The following is a 5,799-nucleotide window of genomic DNA, read 5'->3' as shown; positions in this document are numbered from 1 at the left end:
GTCATTTGTCATTTGTCATTTGTCATTTGTCATTTGTCATTCGTCATTCGTCATTCGTCATTTAGTCGGGGCGGGTTTAGTTACATCTGGGTGTAACTAAAAAGATAGTAGTGAAACCCGCCCCTACATAATCTCCCCTATCTTCCCCATCACCTCCCATCACCTCCCATCAACTCATCATTCCTTCATCCGTTGCTTTTTCTCTGCCTTCACATCTCGTGTTCCCGCCGCCGCGAGTTCAGCATCCATTAAGGTTTGACCGGTGGCGGCTAAGTAGACATCATCTAAACTAGGTCGAGATTGGGCAATGCCAAAGATGGGTAATCCGGCGTCTTTTAAGGATTGCTGAATGTTGGTTAATGCATCGCCTTGGGGTTTGACGACTAAGTTAAGGGAATTTCCTTGCGCCGTATTAATAATCACTTCTTGGACAAAGGGTAACACCTCCAGCTTTTCCTTGGCACTTTGGGCTTCTTCCATAGGCGAGAATTCCCGGATGCGGAGGGTTATGCGATCGCCACCCACGTTATCCTTTAACTGAGAAGGCGTACCTTCGGCAATGACAACTCCTTTGTCGATAATTGCCACGCGATCGGCTAAAATATCTACTTCTTCCAAATAGTGGCTGGTAATAAATATGGTCGTGCCCGCGTTTTGCAATTGACGCAGGAAATTCCACACCACCACCCGACTCTCGATATCAAGTCCCACGGTGGGCTCATCGAGAACTAACACATCGGGTTTATGGAGTAAGCCGGAGGCTAAATCCAGACGCTTGCGGATTCCGCCGGAGTAGGTTCCTGTCTTTTTATCGGCATAGTCCTGCAAGCCCAGCACCTCTATCATGGTATTGACGCGCTCTTTGGCAATTTTGCTGGGTAGGTGATATAAATCCGCTTGTAGTTGCAGTAACTCGCGACCCGTCAACACTTTGTCTAATGCCACTTCCTGGGCGACATAACCGATGCGACGGCGGACGGCTCTAGGATTCGCGATCGCAGAAATTCCCGATACCTCAATCTTACCCGCCTCTGGTTTACTTAAGGTACACAGACAGCGAATCGTTGTGGTTTTCCCCGCCCCATTTGGACCGAGTAAGCCAAAAATCTCACCGGGTTCGACGTTCAGGGAGATGTCCTTCACGGCTTCGACATCCCCGTAGTATTTTTTTAGGTTCTCGATTAAAACGGCAGCAGCCATATATCGTTCTATACCTGAGTTGGCTATACAAATGTGACATCCTCCCACACTATACCCGTCAAGGGTATAGTGTGGGCTTCCTTAGTCGCAGCCCTTCGACTACGCTTGGGGCGTTTTATAGTGGGGAATATGCCCAGCCCCACTCTCTTGATGTTGACCGCCGCGTTCCGATCTCTATCCCAAATCAACCCACACAAACACTCGTGTACTCGGATTGATAAATCTTTTTGAACTAGGCGATCGCAGCAAGAACATACTTGGCTTGTGTTATGAGGCTTTACTTTCACCACCAATTTACCAGCTTTCGCGGCTTTGTAATTGAGAATTGAAAGGAATTGACCCCAGCCAGCGTCATTAATTGACTTGTTTAAGCCCGATTTGGCGCTTTGTCCGTTTGGTAAATATTTCCCATCTTTGTCCTGTTTTGGCTTGTTTTTTCTTGATAAGTTTCCTGGTTTAATCTCCTCTACAAAAAACACTTGCTCATCACGATTTACCAGTTTTGTAGCTGATTCATAATGAAATTGCTTTCGCTTCCGTTGTAACTTTTGGTGATGTTTTGATATCTTTTTTGCCAACTTCCGTCGTGATGCCGACTTATGTGGCTTCCCATCTTTGCGGTTAGCCAACTTTGCCAACTTCGCCTCGGACTTGCGGTAATGTTGTTGAATAGGCTCAATCTCCCCATCCGATGCCGTCCAGAATTTTTCCAAACCAACGTCCAATCCAATGGAGTTCTCTTCTGTTGCTTCTAGCTCTGGTGGCTTTAAGCTGGGGACGGATTTGTCTTCCAATGTTAGGGTTATGTACCATCCGTCAGCACAACGCGACAGGAGCGCCGCCTTAATTGTGAATCCTTCCGGGATGGGGCGATGATAGATAAGCTTAACCTGACTTACCTTGGGAAGGTTGATATAAGCAATATCCCGTCGTGTACCGCCGTTTTTGCGCCGCTGTGGGTTAACCGCAAAACTCAGGCAATCAGCTTTTAGTTGAGGGATAGAAAGTGTCCGGTATCGCCGCACTGATTTAAAGCGAGGTTTTCCGCTTCGCTTCCCATTTAAATCACCTTTAATGAACCGATTAAACGTATCCTCTACCCGCTTGATTGCTTCTTGTATTACCTGAGAGTGAACCCCTTTGTATAAGTCCTTGTTGGATTCCCTTGACCAATGAGTAGCGCGTTTTTGACTGTAGTATGTTGGTTGGTCTTTGAGTTTTGACAAATGGGTAACAAAAATTGGACAAGCATTGACCGGAGTGCGATTACACTCCCACCAGTTAAACCGTTCCTCCAGCATTAGATTATGTATCCGACACAGTTTATACAGCCATTCGTTTAGTTGATAAACTTGATACTTATTTGGCACAATTCTATACTGGTAATTTAACTTAAATGTATCTTTGCTTCGCTTCAATTTCTATCACCTCCCTATTCCAATTATAGATCAACCTTAACCAAATACTATCCGGAAACATAAAAACAATCCTTCACTTCGTTCGAGGACATGGTTTTCTTTCAATGGCGATTCATCCCGGCGCTGACCATAAGGATACAGCGCGGGGCTTCTCACCCATAAATCTAAACAATTAGCTGTCTTTTCATTTTAAGGGGTTTGTCGGCAGTGGGGGGAGAATTGGGATGAATGCACATTTATTTCAATTTGTCAACCTGCTATGGCTTTAAATTTGTAATTGAGGTTGACAAGGACAAGGGGAGAAAGGAAGAGAGCCAATTAGCTGGGTCACGCCACTACAATTTAGCTCAATTCGACTTATTCAGGTTTAACCGAAACAAAAGAAACTGCGTAATCTGTGCTTGATTAAAATTATCATCACTGACTAATACCAAACTCTGACTCCCATCTGGCAACCGTGAACCTAGGGTCATCCCTTCCAGATTATCTAAATAAATTCCCAAAGTACTTAAATCAAGGAGCAATTTTTTCTTCACCGGATCAAGGCGAGAAATATCCCCCTTGAGACTGGCAATATTAGATGTATCGGTTGCCCCACCCAGGGTTATTTGATAAATTTGGGCGCTGAGTCCAAACAACCCATAACTCCGTTCTAAACTAAGAAAGTGACCTTCTGTATCTAATGCCACTAATTCCGATAAGCCATAATCAATTGTCCCTTTGGGGGCGGGAGCCAGTGGATACAAATGTTCCGCTACTAGCATGGGTGGCGCAATATCGCTGATTAAATAATGCAGCAGCCGAATTCGGGGAACCTCCTCTGAATCTGGGGGTAAACTATCTTGAATTAACGCGGATTCCGTTGCTGTAAATAGGCGAAAAGGATCGCCACTCGCCGCCGCTAACGTAATTGGTTCTAAGGTTAATGCTTCAAAGCCTAGGTTTTCTTGTACGCCACGGGGAACTTGTTCCTCTTCTGTAGTATTATTCGGGAGAAAACGGTCAGGAATTCGCAAGCGTTGCAACGGTTGTCCCGTTTGGCGGTCAAATTCTTGAATAAAGGGTTCAATTCCCTGACTAGGAACCCCTTCAGTGGAAATAAATACGCCACCTTTACCGGATAGGGCGATGCCTTCGGGGTCAATGGTTCCCGCCGGATAGGGTTTGCCATTTTCGTCTTTGAGAATGGTTACATCCTCCACGGTGACGGATTCAATCCCAATTTCTCCTGCCGAGTGGCGGTTAATCGTCAGCGCCAGGGTGTAAAATCGGGCGGGTGCGAGATTTGACCGATCATCGGATAGTGCCAAAAAACGATCGCGATCGCGATCATAGCTGAGGGCGGATAAGCCGCCAACGGGAGTATCCTCAAACCTCATCGGTTTAGGCAGTTGATACTCCGCCAAAAAGTCCAAGGATAAATCCAGAAACGTTCGCTGTTCGGCGGTTCTAGCGGTAGAGGGACTACAGCTCGTCGTCAACAGAGTCAATAGCGCCATCGCCACGACGAAGAGTCGAGATAATAGGCGGCGAAATCTATTGATTTTTAATGGATTTTGTGTTAATGACTGAATCATAAAAAATGTCAAAAGTCTTAGGGTAGGGGTTTCCTTGAGAAACTCTAAGTTGATTTTAAGCGTCAATGGTGATTAAGTTGGCAGATAAGATAATAATTAATCAGACTTAAGCTCTGAACTAAAGTTCTCGGAGAGAAGCCACTTTGCGTCTATGGGCTAAAAGCTCACGTCCCGTTCAAACGGGTTAAAAGTCTTTAATGTAGTAAGCTTTAGCTTACTTTAGCTTTCAGCCGGAAATTTATTTCCTGGCTCTCCTTAAAACAGTGTGGCATCTTATACAGCTTAAATTAATGAGAAAAGTTAAACTAATCTTTTGCATAGCGACGCTCTGGTTAGGGTTAAGTGGTGGAACATTAGCCCAACCCGCTGAAACAAATCCACCCAATCCCCTAGAACTGGATACCACTGGTGATCCCCTGCTTCCCAATCCCCCCGTAGAACGCCCTTTAAGCCCCTTAGAACGCCGCCGACTGAGGGAAGATCTCAATCAACTGAATAATCAAGCCGCCGCCGAATTGAGGGCGGGAAATCTAGAAGAGGCGTTTGATATCTGGTATCGAGAAATTCGCTTACGGCGAGTTCTGAGTGGACGATTAGAAGAAGTCAAAACCCTAGGGCGCGTCGGTGAAATTGCCTGGAGTCGGAATGCGAAATCTCAGGTACAGTTAATTACCAAACGCTTAGAAACCATTCAGCAAAATGCTGAGGAAGAAGGAGACTTAGAGCCAGAACTTTTACAAGCATTAGGTCAAGCTTATCGACAGGTACGAGTTCCCAGAAAAGCCTTAGCTATCTATGATAAAATTTTAGCCGATGCCCGTCAACAAGGAGATCGGGAAACTCAAGCCGAAACCTTAGAGACAATCGCCCAACTCCACTTAGCTTGGTTTGATTATCCCCAAGCCGCCGCCATTTATGAGGAATTACTAGCAATAGCTCAAGCAAGGCGCGATCGCGTGGCGGAGGTTAACTATTTACAAGAATTGCTCAACATTTATAAACAATCCCAGGAACCCGAAAACGCCCTGCGGATCAAGGAACGGTTAGTGGAAAGTTACCTCAACCAAGAAAACTACACTCAAATTCCCGCCCTAAAAATTGGGATAGGTGCCGACTACGAAGCCCTGAATCAACCCGAACAAGCCTCTCAAAGCTACCAAGAAGCTTATGTACTCGCTTGGTCATCACAACAGTTGGCTTATGCCAGTGATGCACTGGAAAAATTAGCCCAACTCTATTTATCTTACGACCAACCCGACTATGCACTCCAGGTGTACGAAACGTTGATTATTGTGGAACAACAGTCCTACAATTATTATGGGTTGATGCAGGCTTATGATCAAATGGGTCAGATTTATCTCGCCCAAAACAAGTATTCCCAAGCCTTAGACGCTTTTCAAAAAGGTCTAGAATTAGCGCGATCATTGCAGTATAGAGAAAACCATTTTGCCCGTCAAATTGAGAAAATTAATCAGGAGGAAACAACTAATAAGTAATAAGCAATAAGTCTTGTATATTTGTGTAGGTGTAGGGGCGGGTTTAGGTAATCTGTAGGGGCGGGTTTAGGGACAATTGTAGGGGCGGGTTTAGGGACAATTGTAGGG

Annotated in this window: 4 protein-coding genes; 1 reads left to right on the top strand and 3 read right to left on the bottom strand. The window is 45.3% G+C overall.

Features of this window, described 5'->3' with window-relative positions; genetic code table 11:
* Positions 1 to 177: 177 nt before the first annotated feature.
* From ACLFWI_RS25725 to ACLFWI_RS25715, 3 genes are all read right to left on the bottom strand, one after another.
* Positions 178 to 1,200: an ATP-binding cassette domain-containing protein gene (locus ACLFWI_RS25725; protein ID WP_446415279.1), complete on the bottom strand. Its 1,023-nt coding sequence runs from the start codon at positions 1,198 to 1,200 to the stop codon at positions 178 to 180.
* A 23-nt stretch (positions 1,201 to 1,223) separates the two neighbouring features.
* On the bottom strand, positions 1,224 to 2,618 hold the full coding sequence (locus ACLFWI_RS25720; RefSeq protein ID WP_446415278.1) for an RNA-guided endonuclease InsQ/TnpB family protein: 1,395 nt from the start codon (positions 2,616 to 2,618) through the stop codon (positions 1,224 to 1,226).
* A 347-nt stretch (positions 2,619 to 2,965) separates the two neighbouring features.
* A complete protein-coding gene (locus ACLFWI_RS25715; protein WP_446415277.1) occupies positions 2,966 to 4,195 on the bottom strand; it encodes an esterase-like activity of phytase family protein in 1,230 nt (409 codons plus the stop codon).
* Positions 4,196 to 4,485: 290 nt separating this feature from the next.
* On the opposite strand from ACLFWI_RS25715, the gene ACLFWI_RS25710 reads away from it, so the two are divergent.
* Entirely contained in the window at positions 4,486 to 5,691 is a 1,206-nt protein-coding gene (locus ACLFWI_RS25710) for a tetratricopeptide repeat protein (RefSeq protein ID WP_446415276.1), read from the top strand.
* The last annotated feature ends 108 nt before the right edge of the window (positions 5,692 to 5,799 follow it).

The sequence above is a fragment of the Coleofasciculus sp. genome (assembly GCF_046539235.1).
GTDB lineage: Bacteria > Cyanobacteriota > Cyanobacteriia > Cyanobacteriales > Coleofasciculaceae > Coleofasciculus.
Note: the sequence above shows the minus strand (reverse complement) of the source record. Positions and strands in the feature narration are given on the sequence as shown.

Excerpts from the sequence above, each read along its gene's own strand:
- ACLFWI_RS25725 (WP_446415279.1), bottom strand. The coding sequence starts at position 1,200 with ATGGCTGCTGCCGTTTTAATCGAGAACCTAAAAAAATACTACGGGGAT.
- ACLFWI_RS25715 (WP_446415277.1), bottom strand. The coding sequence starts at position 4,195 with ATGATTCAGTCATTAACACAAAATCCATTAAAAATCAATAGATTTCGC.
- ACLFWI_RS25710 (WP_446415276.1), top strand. The coding sequence starts at position 4,486 with ATGAGAAAAGTTAAACTAATCTTTTGCATAGCGACGCTCTGGTTAGGG.